This window comes from Variovorax sp. W2I14 (assembly GCF_050435205.1).
GTDB classification, from domain to species: domain Bacteria; phylum Pseudomonadota; class Gammaproteobacteria; order Burkholderiales; family Burkholderiaceae_C; genus Variovorax; species Variovorax paradoxus_C.
On the sequence record NZ_JBNDJX010000001.1, the window covers coordinates 796467 to 811606 of the forward strand.

Annotated in this window: 13 protein-coding genes; 2 read left to right on the top strand and 11 right to left on the bottom strand. The window is 68.7% G+C overall.

The genetic code is table 11. The annotated features are described in order from the left end of the window. Positions 1–16: 16 nt before the first annotated feature. Positions 17–1906, top strand: a complete 1890-nt coding sequence (locus QF040_RS03760) for a YadA family autotransporter adhesin (RefSeq protein WP_429609907.1) — start codon at positions 17–19, stop codon at positions 1904–1906. A gap of 124 nt (positions 1907–2030) precedes the next feature. Continuing rightward, entirely contained in the window at positions 2031–2381 is a 351-nt protein-coding gene (locus QF040_RS03765; RefSeq protein ID WP_429609908.1) for a hypothetical protein, read from the top strand. Between the two features lie 32 nt (positions 2382–2413). Here QF040_RS03765 and QF040_RS03770 read toward each other — a convergent pair whose 3' ends face one another. The 11 genes from QF040_RS03770 to QF040_RS03820 all read right to left on the bottom strand — a co-directional run bounded on the left by QF040_RS03770 (position 2414) and on the right by QF040_RS03820 (position 15064). Then, a complete protein-coding gene (locus QF040_RS03770) occupies positions 2414–4696 on the bottom strand; it encodes a glycoside hydrolase family 3 N-terminal domain-containing protein (protein WP_429609909.1) in 2283 nt (760 codons plus the stop codon). A gap of 85 nt (positions 4697–4781) precedes the next feature. Beyond that, positions 4782–5756 (bottom strand): Bug family tripartite tricarboxylate transporter substrate binding protein, encoded by a 975-nt coding sequence (locus QF040_RS03775; protein ID WP_429609910.1) that lies wholly within the window; start codon positions 5754–5756, stop codon positions 4782–4784. Between the two features lie 43 nt (positions 5757–5799). Continuing rightward, positions 5800–6759 (bottom strand): D-2-hydroxyacid dehydrogenase, encoded by a 960-nt coding sequence (locus QF040_RS03780; protein WP_429609911.1) that lies wholly within the window; start codon positions 6757–6759, stop codon positions 5800–5802. Continuing rightward, entirely contained in the window at positions 6756–7715 is a 960-nt protein-coding gene (locus QF040_RS03785; RefSeq protein ID WP_429614609.1) for a Bug family tripartite tricarboxylate transporter substrate binding protein, read from the bottom strand. The genes QF040_RS03780 and QF040_RS03785 overlap by 4 nt, the downstream gene beginning before the upstream one ends. A 68-nt stretch (positions 7716–7783) precedes the next feature. Then, entirely contained in the window at positions 7784–8683 is a 900-nt protein-coding gene (locus QF040_RS03790; protein ID WP_429609912.1) for an amidohydrolase family protein, read from the bottom strand. Between the two features lie 15 nt (positions 8684–8698). Continuing rightward, positions 8699–9667: a tripartite tricarboxylate transporter substrate binding protein gene (locus tag QF040_RS03795; protein WP_429609913.1), complete on the bottom strand. Its 969-nt coding sequence runs from the start codon at positions 9665–9667 to the stop codon at positions 8699–8701. A gap of 39 nt (positions 9668–9706) precedes the next feature. Then, positions 9707–10495 (bottom strand): class II aldolase/adducin family protein, encoded by a 789-nt coding sequence (locus QF040_RS03800; protein ID WP_429609914.1) that lies wholly within the window; start codon positions 10493–10495, stop codon positions 9707–9709. A gap of 29 nt (positions 10496–10524) precedes the next feature. Further along, on the bottom strand, positions 10525–11754 hold the full coding sequence (gene tcuB, locus QF040_RS03805; RefSeq protein ID WP_429609915.1) for a tricarballylate utilization 4Fe-4S protein TcuB: 1230 nt from the start codon (positions 11752–11754) through the stop codon (positions 10525–10527). Further along, positions 11738–13174 (bottom strand): FAD-dependent tricarballylate dehydrogenase TcuA, encoded by a 1437-nt coding sequence (tcuA, locus tag QF040_RS03810; RefSeq protein ID WP_429609916.1) that lies wholly within the window; start codon positions 13172–13174, stop codon positions 11738–11740. Before tcuA ends, tcuB begins: the two co-directional genes overlap by 17 nt. Before the next feature lie 77 nt (positions 13175–13251). Then, a complete protein-coding gene (locus QF040_RS03815; protein WP_198789603.1) occupies positions 13252–14178 on the bottom strand; it encodes a LysR family transcriptional regulator in 927 nt (308 codons plus the stop codon). Between the two features lie 7 nt (positions 14179–14185). Then, positions 14186–15064, bottom strand: coding sequence for a bile acid:sodium symporter family protein (locus tag QF040_RS03820; protein WP_429609917.1), 879 nt, complete (start codon positions 15062–15064; stop codon positions 14186–14188). Positions 15065–15140 lie beyond the last annotated feature (76 nt).

The window sequence follows — 15140 nt, forward strand, 5'->3', positions numbered from 1 at the left end:
AACAAAGAGGAGAAGCATGAAACACAAGCGCGCAACGCGCGGCGCAGCCCTGGTCGGGCTGGCCGTCGCGCTCGGCTCGGGTGTGGGTCTCGGCCATGCCCAGACCATCACCTGGGACCCGGCCAAGTCCAACCTCGGGATCGGCACCGGCACGGGCATCACCGGCGTCACCGGCACCAACAACCAGGCGATCGGCACCAACACCGGCAACAACGTCAGCACCAAGTACAACCTGGCCATCGGCGACGGCGCGGGCACCAACGTGAGCGGCGACAACGCCAACCAGGCCATCGGCTTCCAGGCCGGTACCGACGTGAAGGGCGGCTGGAACCAGTCCTTCGGCCGCAGTGCAGGCGACAACGTCACGGGCAATCACAACAATGCGACGGGCTTTCACGCCGGCAGCGGCGTGACCGGCTCGGACAACAACTCGACCGGCACGAACGCGGGCATGACCGTCGCGGGCAGCAACAACAACGCGATGGGCAACGGTGCGGGCAGCAACGTCACAGGCAGCGACAACACCGGCATCGGCACCAACGCCGGCAGCAACGTGACCGGCAGCAACAACGTGTCGATGGGAGAGGGCGCGGGCAACAACGTCGGCACCAACTGGAATCTGGCCATCGGCGAGGGCGCGGGCACCAACGTGTCGGGCAAGAACGCCAACCAGGCGATCGGCTACTACGCGGGCACCGACGTAAAGGGCGGCTGGAACCAGACCATGGGCCGCAGCTCGGGCGAGAACGTCACCGGCGACTACAACAATTCGAACGGCTACGCCGCCGGCCAGTTCGTCACCGGCAACCGCAACGACGCCACCGGCTCCAATGCCGGCCAGCATGTGACGGGCTCCGACAACGAGGCCTACGGCACCAGCGCCGGCGGCAACGTCACGGGCAACAACAACCAGGCTTATGGCAACAGCGCGGGCCGCGACGTGAACGGCAGCAACAACATCTCCAGCGGTGCGGGCGCAGGCGCGGGCGTCACGGGGTCGAACAACCAGGCCTCGGGCCAGATGGCCGGCGCGCAGGTCTCGGGCAACAGCAACATCGCGACCGGACAGGGCGCGGGCGGCGGCGTGCAGGGCAACCGCAACCAGGCCTTCGGCGCAACGGCCGGGCAGGGTGTGATCGGCAACGACAACATGGCACAGGGCAATGGCGCGGGCCGGCATGTGAGCGGCAATGCCAACATCGCCATCGGCAACGACGCGGGCATCTACGTGAACGCGAGCCAGACGCTGTCGATCGGCACCTCGGCGCGCTCCAGCGCCGACAACGCAATGGCCATCGGCAGCGGCGCAGAGGCGCGGGCCGATGCGGGCATCGCGCTCGGTGCCAATGCGCTCGTGCAGCACGCCAACAGCGTGGCGCTCGGCGCGGGCAGCGTGACCATGCGCGGCGCGCAGTCGAACTACGTGGCCACCGGCGTGGCCGGGCTGCAGTCGTCGGCCGGCGAAGTGGCGCTGGGCAACCGCCAGCTCACCGGCGTGGCGCCCGGCAGCGCACCGACCGACGCGACCAACGTGGGCCAGGTGCAGGGCATGGTGCAGAACGGCGTGGCCTCGGCCAACGCCTACACCGACACCGTCGCGGCGCAGGGCCTGCCGTTCGGCAAGGCCTACACCGACCTCACGGCTGCGCGCCTGCAGAACGAGATCAGCGACAACGCACGGCGCGCGTATGCGGGCATCGCGGGTGTCGCGGCGATGGAAGCTGCCCCGGTGGTGCCCGGCAAGGTCAGCTACGCCGTGGGCCTGGGCAACTTCCGCAGCGAGAACGCGATGGGCGGGTCGCTGCGCCGCACCTCGGAAGACGGCCGCTACAGCATCACGTTCGGCGCGGGCGTGACCAGTTCGGGCGTGGTGAGTCGGGTGGCGTTCACGGGCGTATTCGACTGAGTTCGCAATGCGTGAGAAGGCGTGCGCCTGCCGGCGCGCCTTCTCACGCAGGTCTAAGCAAGCTCTCACTGGCCTGTAAGTGCGCCGTCCTAGAGTGAAAGAACCAATCACTCAAGGAGACACCATGAGAGTCCGTATTGCAGCCCTTTGCATCGCCGCCGTGCCGGTGCTGATGCTGGCCCCACTCGCATACGCGGGCGGGCGCGGCGACCCCGACTATCCGCAGATGTCGAACTCGACCCAGTCGCGCGACGCGGTGGCCGCGGACGCCATGCGCGCCAACAACAGCATGCACGCCACCGAGATCGCCGAGTCGCAGGTGCAGCCGTCTGTGGCGGGCGCCGACCGCGCGCAGGTCCAGGCCGAGGCTGTGCGCGCCAACAACGCGATGCATCCGACCGAGATCCTCGAATCGCAGGTGCAGCCGCCGGTGGCGTCGGCGAACCTGCCTTCCGCGACGGCGAGCGGCGAGTAAGCCGCCCGGCTCACTCGCGCTTCACTCGAGCTTCACTCGCGGGTGAGCACAAAGCGCTTTCGGATGCCACTCGCAGCCGAAGGCGCCACCCACAGGTCGAACTCGCCGGGTTCGACCACAGGCTTCATGTCGCGGCCGATGAATGCCATGTCGGCCGCGGTGAGCGTGAACTCGACCACCTTCGATGCGCCCGGCTCGATGCGCACCTTCTGGAAACCCTTGAGCTCGCGCACCGGCCGGGTCACGCTCGCGGCGCGCTCCGACAGGTAGAGCTGCACCACTTCCTCGGCCTCGCGCATGCCGGTGTTGGTGACCGTGGCGCGCACGCGCAGCGTGTCGCCCATCCCCATGCGGTCTTCGCTCAGCTCCACGCTGTCGTAGCGCACGGGTGCGTAGCCGATGCCGAAGCCGAAGGGGTAGAGCGCCTCGTTCGTCGCATCGACATAGCGCGTCTTGAACGACGTGCCCGGCGCGCCTTCGGGCGAGGGCCGTCCGGTGCGCTTGTGCGCGTAGTAGTAAGGCACCTGGCCGGCGGTCTGCGGAAAGCTCACCGGCAGGCGGCCGGAAGGATTGAAGTCGCCGAACACCACGTCGGCGATGGCGTGGCCCGTCTGCACGCCGAGGAACCAGGTCACGAGGATGGCGCGCGCGTTGCGCACCGCGCCCTTGAGCGCCATCGCGCGCCCGTTGCTCAGGAGCACGACCACCGGCTTGCCGGTGGCGGCCACGGCTTCGGCCAGGTCCTGCTGCGGCTGCGGCAGGCCGATGTCGCTGCGCGAGCGCGACTCGCCCGACATCTTCTGGCTTTCGCCGATGGCCAGCACCACCACGTCGGCATCGCGCGCGGCAGCCACGGCGGCCTCGATGCCGCCGGGCAGCGGCGATTCGACGTTCGAGCCGCGCGCGATCGTCACGGACGAATCGGGCCCGAGTGCGGCGCGCAGCCCTTCGTCGATGCCCACCGGCGCCGACTGGCCCGGGAACAGGCTCCACGATCCCATCAGGTCCTTCGTGCCTTCGGAGAACGGACCGATCAGCGCGATCTTCGTGCCGGCCTTGGGCAGCGGCAGCAGCTTGGCTTCGTTCTTCAGCATGACGATGGAGCGTCGCGCGTCCTCGCGGGCGAGCGCGATGAACTCGGGGTTCTCGGCGCGCTGGGCGGCGGGCGGCCCGTCGAGGTTGCGGAACGGGTCGTCGAAGAGGCCCAGCTTCTGCTTGACGTGCAGCACGCGGCGCACCGCCTCGTCGAGCCGCGCCATCGGTACTTCGCCGGAGGCCACGAGGTCGGGCAGGTGGCGCATGTAGAGCCCGCTCTGCATGCTCACGTCGGTGCCGGCCATGAAGGCCATCTTGGCGGCCTCGCGGCCGTTGGCGGCATAGCCGTGCTCGATGAGTTCCTCATCGGCCGTGAAGTCGGACACCACGAATCCCTTGAACTTCCATTCGTCGCGCAGTACGCCGGTCAAGAGCGCCGGGTTCGCGGTCGAGGGCACGCCGCCGATTTCATTGAAGGCGCTCATGACCGAGAGCGCGCCCGCGTCGATGGCTGCGCGGAACGGCGGCAGGTAGACCTCGCGCAGCGTGCGCTCCGAGATGTCGCTTGAGTTGTAGTCGAGCCCGCCTTCGGCCGCGCCGTAGGCCGCGAAGTGCTTGGGTGTGGCAAGCATCGAATCGGCGTTCGAGAGGCTGCTGCCCTGGAAACCACGCACCCGCGCCGCAGCGAACTGGCGCGCGAGGAACGGGTCTTCGCCCACGCCCTCGAGGCCGCGGCCCCAGCGTGCATCGCGCGCGATGTCCACCATCGGCGCGAAGGTCCAGCGAAAGCCGTCCGCCGTGGCCTCGACCGCCGCCGCGCGCGTGGTGCGTTCGGCCAGCGCGGGCTCCCAGCTGGAGGCCTCGGCCAAGGGCATCGGGAAGATCGTGCGAAAGCCGTGGATCACGTCGGCGCCGAAGATCAGCGGAATACCGAGGCGCGATTCGCGCACCGCGATCTGCTGCAACCGCCGCTTGCCTTCGAGGCCCGCGTTGTTGAAGAGGCCGGTGAGGCGGCCGGCGCGCACGTCGGCCGTCTCCTGCTGGCCGTTGCGCCAGCCCGCCTGCGGGTTGTTGGGGGTGTCGATGTCCGCGGGGCCGTACAGGCTCAGCTGGCCGGCCTTTTCCTCGACGGTCATGCGCGCGATCAGCGATTCGATGCGCGCGTCCGCCGCGGCGGTGGCTGCGGGGTCATCGGGAACCGAGGCGGCTGAAGCGGGGGGAAGGAAGCCGGACGAGAGGGAGAGGAGGAGGGCGGCGAGCGCCGCTTTTCGAACGTGCATGGCCGCCTATTCTGCAGACAACGCCCTTCGCCCCCGGCAAGCGGGTTTCCGTCGTGCCCGTAGGGCTATGTCTTGCGCTGCCGCATCACTCGGCGGTAGCGCCGGCTTCTTTCGCCACCTTGACCCACTTCGTCGTCTCGCTGCCGATGAACTTCGCAAGCTCGGCGGGCTTCATGTTCCCGGCCGTCACGCCCTGTTCCTCGAAGCGCTTGACCACGTCGGGCTGCTGCACCGCGCGGGCGAGTTCGGTGTTCAGGCGCTGCACGATGTCGGGCGGCGTGCCGTGCGGCGCCATCAGCGCGAACCAGGTCGTCATGTCGTAGCCCTTGAGGCCCGCTTCGTCTAGCGTGGGCACGCCGGGGTAGGCGGGCGAACGCGTCTTCGTCGTCACGGCCAGCGCATGCACCTTGCCGGCCTTGATGTGCGGCGAGGCCGAGGGGCTGGTCTCGATGGCCATCTGGATCTGGCCGCCCATGAGGTCGGCCATCATCGGCGCGCCGCCCTTGTAGGGCACGTGGACGATGTCGGTCTTCGTCATCGAGCGGAAGAGTTCTCCCGAGATGTGCTCGGTGCTGCCGTTGCCGGCCGAGCCGAAGTTGACCTTGCCCGGGTTCGCCTTGATGTACGCCACAAGCTCGGCCACGGTCTTCGCGGGCACCTTGTCGTTGACGATCAGCACATTGGGCGTCGAGGCAGCGAGCGCCACCGGATCGAAGTCGCGCTGGAAGTCGTAGGCGAGCTTCTTGTAGAGGCCCGGCGCGATCGAATGCGCGATGGTTGCCAGGAACAGCGTGTAGCCGTCGGCCGGCGCCTTCGAGGCGATGGTCGCGCCCACGGTGCCGCCCGCGCCGCCGCGGTTGTCGATGATCACCGGCTGCTTGAGCGCCTCGGAGAGTTTCTGGCCGATGGTGCGCGCGACGATGTCGGTGGTGCCGCCGGCCACGAAGGGAACGATGAGGGTGATGGGTTTGGTGGGCCAGTCGGCGGCAAGTGCCGAAGACGCGCCCGTGGCGAGCATCAGTGCGGCGACGGCGGTGCGAAGGAAATTCTTTCGGTTCATGGTCGTGGGGTCTTGGTGTTGTTGTTTGAAAAAGGGGATGGCGTCAGGCCACGCGGTTCAGCAGCGGCCGGCCTTCGTTCCAGCGTTTCAGGTTGTCGAGGAAGAGCGCGGCGACCCGCGCCTCGTTGCCGTCCGAGTGGCCGGCGGTGTGGGGCGTGACGATCACGTTCGGCATGTCCCACAGCGGGGATTCGGCCGGCAGGGGCTCGTGGGCGAACACGTCGAGGTAGGCGCCTGAAAGCGCACCGCCGCGGAGGGCTGCGATGAGCGCAGGTTCATCGACGACCTCGCCACGCGAGACGTTCACGAGTCGCGCACCGTGCGGCAGCAATGTGAGCGCGGCTGCATCGACGAGGCCGCGCGTGCGGTCGGTCAGCGGGCAGGCGAGCAGCAGCCAGTCGGCGCGCGGAAGGACAGTGTGGATGTCTTCAAAGCGCACGCTGTCTGCGCTTGTGCTGCTGCGCACGGGGATCACGTGCAAGCCAAGCGCGGAGAGCAACGCCCCAATGCCTTGTCCGATCGGGCCCCAGCCCACGATCACCGCTGTCTGCCCTGCCAGGTCGCGCGGCAGCCCGCTGCCCACGAGCGGCGCCCAGGTCTTCGCGCGTTGCGCCGCGAGAAGTTGCGGAAAGCAGCGCGCCAGCATCAGCACGCCGGCCAGCGCGGTCTGCACGACCACGCCCGCATTGGCGCCCGACGAAGTCGTCACTTCCACGCCGCGCGCACGCAGCTCGCCGTACACGGGCCGGTCGGCGCCCGACGAATGCGCATGCACCCAGCGCAGCGAGGGTGCGTTGCGCAAGGCGTCGTGAAACTGCTGCGTGTGGGGCAGCACCTCGTGCTTGGTCGAGAGGCCGGTCACGTCGCGCGAAACGAAGGCGACATCCGCATCGTCTCCGGGGTTCACCACCACGTACGCGCGCCCGCCGAGCGCATCGGAAAGACCCGCCCCCGCCTGCCGTTCGGCCGCTGGCGTCATCAAGATGCGCAGTGGCGAATTCATTCCGCCGTTGCGCCCGACTCGCGCACGATCACTTTCCACTTGTCGTACTCCTGCCGCGTGAACTTGCCGAACTGCTCGGGGGTGCCGCCCACCGGGTCGGCGCCCTCGCGGATCATCTGCGCTTCGAGCGAAGGCAGCGCGTCGTTCACCGATTTGTTGAGCAACGCGATCACCGGCGCCGGCGTGCCCTTGGGCGCGAAGAAGCCGAACCACGAGCCCGCCGAGAAGCCGGCGAAGCCCTTCTCGGCCACGGTCGGCACGTCTGGCAGCGAACGCGAGCGCTTCAGGCTGCTCACCGCAATCGCACGCAGCTTGCCCGCGCGGATGTGCGGGATCACCGAGGGAATGGTCGCGAACATGAACTGGATGCGCCCCGCGAGCAGGTCGGTCAGCGCGTTGGCGCCCTTGTAGGGCACGTGCAGCGTCTCGGCGCCGATGCGCTTGCTGAGCATGTAGCTCGACAGGTGCGACGAGGTGCCGATGCCGGTCGAGCCGTAGTTCAGCTTGTTGGGGTTGGCCTTGGCGTAGGCGATGAACTCCTCCATCGTCTTCGCGGGCACCTCGGGGTTCACGACCAGCACGTTGGGCACGTCGGCGATCTGCACCACCGGCACGAGGTCGGCGAGCGGGTCGTAGGTCATGTTCTTGTAGAGCGTCTGGTTCACGGCCATCGGGCCGACCGAATTGACGATGAGCGTGTAGCCGTCGGCCGGCGCGCGCACCACGAACTCCGTGCCGATGTTGCCGCCGCCGCCGGGCTTGTTGTCGATGACGAAGGGCTGGCCGAGCTTCTCGGACATCTGCTGCGTCACGGCGCGCGCGAGGATGTCGGTGGTGCCGCCCGCGGTGAAGGCGACGACCACGCGCACAGGTTTGTTGGGGTACGCGGATTGCGCCTCGGCGCGCGGCGCGGAGCCGAGGCCGGCAGCCAGCAGCACGGCGGTGGCCGTGCCCATGAGCTTTTGCAGGAAGAGGGAGGAAGGCTTGTCTCGTTTCATTTTTCTGATCCTTTGTCTTCAGGTCTCTACACGGGCGGAGGAAAGTCGTACAGCGCCGCCGGGTTGTCGACCAGCACGCGCCTGCGCTGCGCCTCGTCGGGCAGCCAGCGCGCGAGCAGGTTCACCAGGGCGCCGTCGTCCGGCACCTGCTGCGCTTCGAAGTAGTTGATGTGCGGCCAGTCGGTGCCCCACACCACGCGCTCTGCGTTCGCCTGCAGCAGCGCGGTGGCGAAGGGGTCGATGTCGGCATAGGGCGGGCCCATGCCGGTGTTGCGGTCGGCGCCCGAAATCTTGGTCCAGGCCTTGCCTTCGGCGAGCAGCCGGCACAGCGTGCGAAAGCCCGGGTCGTCGATGCCGCGCGACGCCGCCATGCGGCCCATGTGGTCGATAACGAGCGGCAGGCCGAGACGCAGCAGACGCGGCGCGAGTTCGACGAGGTCGGGCGCGTGGATCCATATCTGCGCGTGCCAGCCGCGCTCGGCGAGGCGCGGCGCCAGCGCTTCCAGCACCTCGATGCCGACGCCGTTGCGGTACACGGCATGGCCGTCTCGCTTGAAGAGGTTGAAGCGCACGCCGCGGATGCCGGCGGCGTGCCATCGGTCGAGTTCCGCATCGCTGGTGTCCGCCTGGGGCACGGCGATGCCGCGCAGGCGCTCGGGGTACTGCGCGAGCGCGGCGAGCACCGCGCCGTTGTCGGTGCCGCTCGCGCTGCCGGTCACCAGCACGCCGCGCAAGAGGCCCAGCCGGTCGAGGTGCGCGATGAAGGCTTCGCCGGGGTATTCGCCCGGTGTGTAGCTGCGGTCGTCCGCCAGAGGAAAGCGGTCGTAGGGCCCGAAGACATGGGCGTGGCTGTCGCACGCGCCGGGCGGCAGCGCGAAAGACACGGGCGTGAATGCATTGCGGGGAGGCAGGCAGGGGCGGGTCATGGTGCGTGCGTCCTCTCAGTCGACCTTGAGCTTGCCGCTCTTGGCAAGAAGCCGGGCGCCCGCGTCTTCCTTCTTCAGCATCGCGAGCCATTCGTCGGGCGACGAGGCCTTGCCGGGGCTGCCGACCGAGACGAGGTGGCGCTTGACGTTCTCGTCGGCCAGCGCCTTGCGCAGCGCTGCGTTGAGCGCGTTGATGACATCCGGCGGCGTGCCGGCGGGCGCAAGCAGGCCGGTCGCGGTGGTGGCGTCGAAATCCTTCAGGCCGGCTTCGCGCAGCGTGGGCACGTTGGGCAATGCGGGATCGCGGTCCTTCGACATCACGGCCACCGCGCGCAGCATGCCCGACTGGATGTGCGCGGCCGAGCTCGTGAGCTGGTCCACCACCAGGTCGATCTGCCCGCCCAGAAGGTCGGTGAGCGCCGGGGCCGAACCCTTGTACGGCACGGTGTTCAGGCTCAGCTTGCCGGCCTGCTCGAGCTGCAGCAGCGCGACATGGTTGGTGGTGCCCGGGCCCGCATGGCCGGCCGTGACCTGGCCCGGCTTGCCGCGCGCGGCCGAGAGCACGGCGTCGATGTCCTTGTACGGGCCTTGTCCGCGCACCGCGATCACCAGCGGCGTGGTGGCAGCGAGGCCGATGGGGGCGAAGTTGTCGAGCGCGTAGGTCGTCTTTGTCATCAGCGGCAGCACGACGAGTGCGTTCGGCGTGCTGACCAGCAGCGTGTAGCCGTCGGGCTGCGCACGCGCCACGTACGAGGCACCGATGGCACCGCCCGCGCCCGCGCGGTTGTCCACGATCACCGACTGGCCGAGGATCTGGCCCAACGCCGGTGCCAGCGTGCGTGCGACGACGTCGAGGTTGCCGCCGGGCGCGAACGGCACGACGAGGCTGACCGGCTTCTGCGGGAATTTCTGCGCGAGGGCGGGCAGCGCGAAGGTCGCTGCCGCGAGCGCCGCCAGCACGGCGGGAACGAGTCTTCTCTTCATGGGGCGTTGTCTCTGCTGTTCTTCGGTGTGTTGCATGCGTCAGTCGCGAAAGCCCGGGTCCATGCGGTCGAGCTTGCGCAGCAGCGCGGGCCACTCCATGAGCCCGTAGGGGCGGCGGGTGCCGGGCTGGTAGTTGTTCCAGGTTTCCTCGAGCACCTCTTGCGGCACGGCCTTCAGCGGCGTGTTGCACGACATCGCGCCGATCTGCGCGCGACAGGCCAGCTCGAGCCGGTGCATCCAGTTGAAAGCCTCGCCCACGCTGCGGCCCACGACGAGCGCGCCGTGGTTGCGGAAGATCACCGCCTCGCCATCGCCGAGGTCCGCGAGCAGCGATGCTTGCTCTTCGGTGTTCAGCACCACGCCCTGGTAGTCGTGATAGCCGATCTTCAGGAAGCGCATGGCCGTCTGGGTGAGCGGCAGCAGCCCGCATTCGAGCGACGACACCGCCATCGACGCCCAGCTGTGCGTGTGGATCACGCAGGCCACGTCGGGCCGCGCGGCATGCACCGCGCTGTGGATCACGTAGCCGGCCTTGTTGATGCCGTAGTTCAGGTCGCCGAAATCGGGCGACGAGAGGATGCGGCCGTCGGCGTCGACCTTGATGAGGCTGGACGCGGTGATCTCCTCGTACATCATCCCGTAGGGGTTGATGAGGAACGCGCCGTGTTCGCCCGGCACGTGCGAGGAGATGTGGTTGGCCATCATGTCCGACATGCCGTACAGGTCGACCAGCCGGTAGCACGCGGCGAGGTCGATGCGGGCCTGCCATTCGGCGGCGGAGCATTTGTCCTTCATGGAGGGGATCTGGAGCACACCAGGGTTCGTCATCGTGGGGTTCCTTTCGATAGCGGTGAAAGTCAGTCGGCGCCGAGCTGCAGGCGGCTGGGCAGGCGTTTCTCGATCGCGAACTTCAAGAGCGCCGCCGAGCGGAAGATGCCGTGCGCGAACTTGCCGTAGGGCAGCGTGAGGAAGAGCGCCATCACCACGCCCAGGTGCACGGCGAGCAGGAGCGCCATGAAGGTCGTGTCGCGCCATGCGAGGAGCGCGAGGCCGGTCACGCTCGTGAGCAGCAGCAGCGCGATGAAGCCGCGGTCCATCGGCCGCTGCGCCACGTCGCCGTGCGCGGCGTTGCGGCGCAGGTTCAGCCACAGCAGGCCGATGGGACCGATCACGAGGCCGATACCGCCCGCGGTGCCCAGCAGCACCGGCAGGCTCGTGAGCGCATAGGGCGCGTGCAGGTTGAAGAGGTAGTGGTAGAGCGTCGCCACGCAGGTCGAGGCGAAGCACAGCATGAAGCCGTAGAAGGTGAAGTGGTGGAAGCGCCGGCGCCAGAGCGTGAAGCGGTCGTCCTCGTTGTTGCAGCCTTCGCCATGGCCGCCGCCCAGGTACTTCAGGCGCAGCGCGTCGTGTGCCGCTTCAGCGCTCGCCGGACCACGCACGCCGGGCATCGACGGCGCATTGCCCGGATCGTTCGCGGGCGACACCTCGCGCCAGAAGCGCCGCACGCCCATGGCCAGCGCGAACATCACGAAGAGGAACACCGCGCCGAACACCAGCGCGAGGAAGTTGTGCGGAAAGATCGCGTAGAAGTTTCCGGCAAGCGGCTCGTGCAACAGCGAGCCCGACATCGCGACGGCCAGCACCAGGAACAGCGCGAGCCCGCCCGCGAGGGCCAGCGCGACGGTGAGTCCGGCCTTCTTGTAGAGCGCGCCCATCGCGGGCGGCCAGGCGTAGTCGTGGTACGTCTGCATGCGCACCTGCGCCATTGCCTGCGGCACGTTCACCGCGAACTCGTGCGGCGGCGCGTACTGGCAGGCATGCAGGCACGAGCCGCAGTTGTGGCAGAGGTTCGCGAGGTAGTGCGTGTCGGCCTTGCCGAATTCGAGCCGGCGCGTCATCGCGGGGAACACGGCGCAGAAGCCTTCGCAGTAGCGGCAGGCGTTGCAGATCTGCAGGATGCGCGCGACCTCGCCCTCGCTGGCGGTCAACGGCAGGGCGGGGCGGATGGGAATCACGCGCGACGAAGCGCTGCCGATGCCGTTGGCATCCGCACGGGCGCGTGCGACGAGATCAGTGAGTTGCTGCAAGGGCGGCCTCCGGGGAATTCTTCGAAAGGTTCTTTGCTGCGCGTGCGGCCTTCGCCGCCTGCGTGCCGGCGATGCGGCCGAAGGCCGTGCCGATGCTCATGCCGACGCCGGCCGTGTAGCCCTTGCCCAGCACGTTGCCGGCCATCATTTCGCCGGCCACGAACAGGTTGGGGCTCGCGCGTCCGCCGAAGCGCACAGCGGCGGTCTCGTCCACCTTCAGGCCCAGGTAGGTGAAGGTGATGCCGGGGCGCACCGGGTAGGCGTAGAAGGGCGCTGTGTCCAGCGGGCGCGCCCAATGCGTCTTGGCGGGCGCGATGCCTTCGGTGTGGCAGTCGTCCAGTGCGGTGTGGTCGAAGCGGCCGACGCGGCAGGCGGCGTTGTAGTCCTGCACTGTGCGAACGAAGGTGGCTTCGTCCAGGCCGATCTTCTGCGCGAGTTCGCCGAGCGTGTTGGCCTGCGTGCCGGTGAACACCGGCGGCATGAAACGGCCGACCGCCTTCTGGTCGATGACCGACCAGGCGATCTGCCCCGGCTGCTGCGCCACGAGCCGGCCCCAGATCGCATAGCGCTTGGGCCAGAAGTCTTCGCCCTCGTCGTAGAAGCGCTGCGCCTCGCGGTTGACCACCACGCCGAGCGACACGCAATCGATGCGCGTGCAGATGCCGCCGTCGTAGAGCGGCGCGCGCGCATCGATGGCCACCATGTGGCCCTGCGACGGATCGCCGATGCTGTCGGCGCCCGCGGCGATCATGTACTTCAGCAGCACGCCCTGGTTGAAGCGCGTGCCGCGGATAAGGAAGTTGTCGGCCGGCCATTCGCCGCGCTCGTTCTGGCCCCAGGCCTCGCGCAGCCATTCGCGGTTCGATTCGAAGCCGCCCGAGGCCAGCACGCAGCTCTTCGCTTCGATGCGCTCGCCGGCCTCGGTGCGCACGGCCACGAAGCGGTCGCCGTCGAGTTCGACCGAGGCCACGGGCGTGTCGTAGCGGATCTGCACGCCCAGCTTTTCGGCGCTGCGGAAATAGGCATTCACCAGCGCCTTGCCGCCGCCCATGAAGAAAGCGTTGGTGCGCGCCACGTGCAGCGCGCCCGACAGCGGCGGCTGGAAATGCACGCCGTGGCTGCGCATCCAGTCGCGGCAGTTCGAGGAGGCGCGGATCACCAGGCGCGCGAGGTGCTCGTCGGTGAGGCCACCGGTCACCTTCAAGAGGTCTTGCCAGTACTCCTCTTCAGGGTAGGCATCGACCAGCACGTCCTGCGGTGCGTCGTGCATGCAGCGCAGGTTGCGGGTGTGCTGCGAATTGCCGCCGCGCCACTCCTTGGGCGAGGCTTCCAGCAGCAGCACCGAAGCGCCGGCCTCGCGCGCCATCAGCGCGGCGCACAGTGCGGCATTTCCGCCACCGACAACCAGTACATCTGTCACTCGTGGGTCTCCTTGGAATCCACGGGACTTTAGGGAGCGCGGCCTTCACGCGAAAGGCCTGAACAGGCAACGGGTGTTCAGTTTTCGAGAAGACTCGCGCCTGTCCAGCGGCCCTCGCGCACGAGGGCACGGGCGGTGTCGGCGACCACCACGCGCGCGGCCAGCGCGGCCGGCGAGAGCTCGTCGTCCGACAGGCTCACGAGCAGGTTGCGGCGGCCGACGTGGGCATCGCTGATCTGCGTGAGCTCGAGGTCGTCGCGGTCGTGCCGCGCGGTGGCCGCGCCAGGCTGCACCGTGGCGCCGTAACCGGCGCGCACCGCGTCCATGAGCAGCGCGAGGCCGTCGACCTCGGCCACGATGCGTGGCGTGACGCGCGCCCGGAGAAAGGCGGCCATCAACGTGGCGCGCAGGCCGTGGCTGCCGCTCGGCAGGATCAACGGCACATCGGCCAATTGCGAGAGGCGCACCTTGGTGCCCTTGGGGCGTTCGGCCAGGGTAGGCGAGGCGACCACGAAGAGCTTTTCGGCCAGCAGCGGCGCGACGCTCCAGCGCCGCGGCGTGTCGGTCTGGAACAGCACGGCCAGGTCGAGCTGCCGCGCATGCAGCATCGTCGTGAGGTGGCCCGAAAGCGCCTCGACCATGTGCAGCCGCACCTCCGGGTAGCGCTCCTGCATCGCGCGCATCAGCGGCACGCCGAGCACGGTGGCGGTGGTGGGCGCGAGGCCCACGCTCACATGGCCCGAGAGGCGCGCCTGCTGCGCCGCGCGCACCGCGTCGTCGGCATGGCGCAAGGTGAGCTGTGCCTGCTGCAAGAAGGCCAGGCCCGCATCGGTGGGCGTGACGCCCGTCGAACTGCGTTGCAGGAGGCGCGTGGCGAGTTCGCTTTCGAGCCGGCTGATCTGCTGGCTCAGCGCCGAGGTGACCACGCCCAGCTCCACGGCCGCGCGGCCCATGCTGCGCAGTTCGCAGACCTTGACGAAGTAGCGCAGTTGCCTCAGTTCCATGCGCGCATCATCGCGCAGGCACAACAGCCGCCTGGCCGCGCCGCAGCAGCAACCATCCGAACAGCGGGGCCGTGATGTACATCACCACCGAGTAGATGGCGGCCGGCAGCGCGAGCGGAAAACTCCCGAGCACGCTCACCGCGATGAAGATGGCGAGCGTGGAGTTGTGGATGCCGATCTCGTAGCTGATGGCGGTGGCGAGCGGCTTGTCCAGGCCCGCGGCGCGGCTCAGGTAGTAGCCCGCGAGCAGGCTCACCAGGTTGAACAGCAGCACCGGAATGCCGATCTCCGCGAAGGTGGCGGTGATGGTCTTCCACTCGTTCGCGATCGCGAGCACCGTGACCACCGCGAGCACCACGGCGCTGAAAATCTTGGTCGGCTTTTCCATGCGCGCGGCGAAGCCGGGCTTGCGCGAGGCCACGAACATGCCAATGGCCACCGGCACCATCACGACCGCGATCACCTCCGCCAGCTTGCGCGTCTGCAGCGGCACGACCTGGCCGCTCTGCGCGAAATGGCCGATCGCCCAGTTGGCGATGAGCGGCAGCGTGACGATCGACAGCAGCGTGTTCACCGCAGTGAGCGAGATGTTCATCGCCACGTTGCCGCCGAAGAGGTGCGAGAAGAGGTTCGCCGAAATGCCGCCTGGCGAGGCCGCCAGCAGCATGAGCCCGATGGCGAACACCGGCGAGAGCCCGAAGCCCACGATGATCGCGTAGCAGGCGAGCGGCAGGCCGATGACCTGCAGCACGAGCGCGATGGTTACCGCCTTCGGGTGCTTGAACAGGCGCCGGAAGTCGGCGAGCGAGAGCGACAGCCCCAGCCCGAACATCACGAGCGCGAGCGCGCCGAACAGGAACCGGGTCACGATGAGCGTGGCGTCCATGGGTTGTGTCTCCTCTTTGCTTCTTCTGTCTAAAAAAATGGCTGCCCGCACCCGTCGCGCGGGCGCTGGCAGCCGT

Coding starts and splice junctions, on each gene's coding strand:
- QF040_RS03765 (WP_429609908.1), top strand. CDS start 2,031: ATGAGAGTCCGTATTGCAGCCCTTTGCATCGCCGCCGTGCCGGTGCTG.
- QF040_RS03795 (WP_429609913.1), bottom strand. CDS start 9,667: ATGAAGAGAAGACTCGTTCCCGCCGTGCTGGCGGCGCTCGCGGCAGCG.
- QF040_RS03760 (WP_429609907.1), top strand. CDS start 17: ATGAAACACAAGCGCGCAACGCGCGGCGCAGCCCTGGTCGGGCTGGCC.
- QF040_RS03790 (WP_429609912.1), bottom strand. CDS start 8,683: ATGACCCGCCCCTGCCTGCCTCCCCGCAATGCATTCACGCCCGTGTCT.
- QF040_RS03775 (WP_429609910.1), bottom strand. CDS start 5,756: ATGAACCGAAAGAATTTCCTTCGCACCGCCGTCGCCGCACTGATGCTC.
- QF040_RS03780 (WP_429609911.1), bottom strand. CDS start 6,759: ATGAATTCGCCACTGCGCATCTTGATGACGCCAGCGGCCGAACGGCAG.
- QF040_RS03800 (WP_429609914.1), bottom strand. CDS start 10,495: ATGACGAACCCTGGTGTGCTCCAGATCCCCTCCATGAAGGACAAATGC.
- QF040_RS03785 (WP_429614609.1), bottom strand. CDS start 7,715: ATGGGCACGGCCACCGCCGTGCTGCTGGCTGCCGGCCTCGGCTCCGCG.
- QF040_RS03770 (WP_429609909.1), bottom strand. CDS start 4,696: ATGCACGTTCGAAAAGCGGCGCTCGCCGCCCTCCTCCTCTCCCTCTCG.
- QF040_RS03815 (WP_198789603.1), bottom strand. CDS start 14,178: ATGGAACTGAGGCAACTGCGCTACTTCGTCAAGGTCTGCGAACTGCGC.
- QF040_RS03820 (WP_429609917.1), bottom strand. CDS start 15,064: ATGGACGCCACGCTCATCGTGACCCGGTTCCTGTTCGGCGCGCTCGCG.